1 protein-coding gene is annotated in these 846 nt (G+C 51.1%); it reads left to right on the forward strand.

The features are described 5' to 3' along the window. Nucleotides 1-846, forward strand: an 846-nt coding sequence (locus KIV40_RS30980; protein ID WP_285353132.1) for a DEAD/DEAH box helicase, incomplete at both ends; no start/stop codon positions are given.

Genomic DNA, 846 nt, shown 5'->3' on the forward strand with positions numbered 1-846 from the left:
CACCGGTTTACCCAACCACAGATGGCCTAAGACAAGTCACGCTGCGTAACCTTACCGACCAAGCACTAGAGCTTATCGATAAAGCCGCGGTTAATGAACCACTGCCTTCTGGTTTATACGATCACCAAATTACACTGGCTCAGGCGCTACATACCATCCATAGACCACCACCGGGGATCGACCTTGAGCTATTTGATGAAGGTAAGCATCCAGCTCAACTGCGTTTGATCATGGAAGAGCTGCTCGCACAAAACCTATCAATGCTATCGGTTCGCAGCAAGGGGCAACAAGACAACGCGATTCCACTGCCGCCAGTGCATACGCTCAAAGACAAACTGCTAGCGCAATTACCATTCTCGCCAACCAATGCACAAGCACGCGTGGTGAAAGAGACTGAGGGCGATCTAGAGAAACCACACCCTATGATGCGCTTAGTACAAGGTGATGTAGGCTCAGGTAAAACGCTAGTCGCCGCCCTCGCCGCCGTTCGCGCTTTAGAGCACGGCCAACAAGTCGCGCTAATGGCACCAACTGAGCTTCTGGCAGAGCAGCACTCAATAAACTTTGCTAATTGGTTTGAGAGCATGGGTATTCAAGTCGGTTGGCTAGCCGGTAAGCTCAAAGGCAAAGCCAAAGAGAAAGAACTTGAACGTATTGCCAGTGGCGAGGCGCAAATGGTGGTCGGAACGCACGCTCTGTTCCAAGAGCATGTTACCTTCCATAACCTAGGCCTCGTCATTATCGATGAGCAGCACCGATTTGGTGTCCACCAGCGATTAGAGCTACGTGAGAAAGGCGCTAAGCAAGGACACTACCCACATCAATTGGTTATGAAGGCTACACCCA

Source organism: Vibrio sp. D173a, assembly GCF_030248475.1.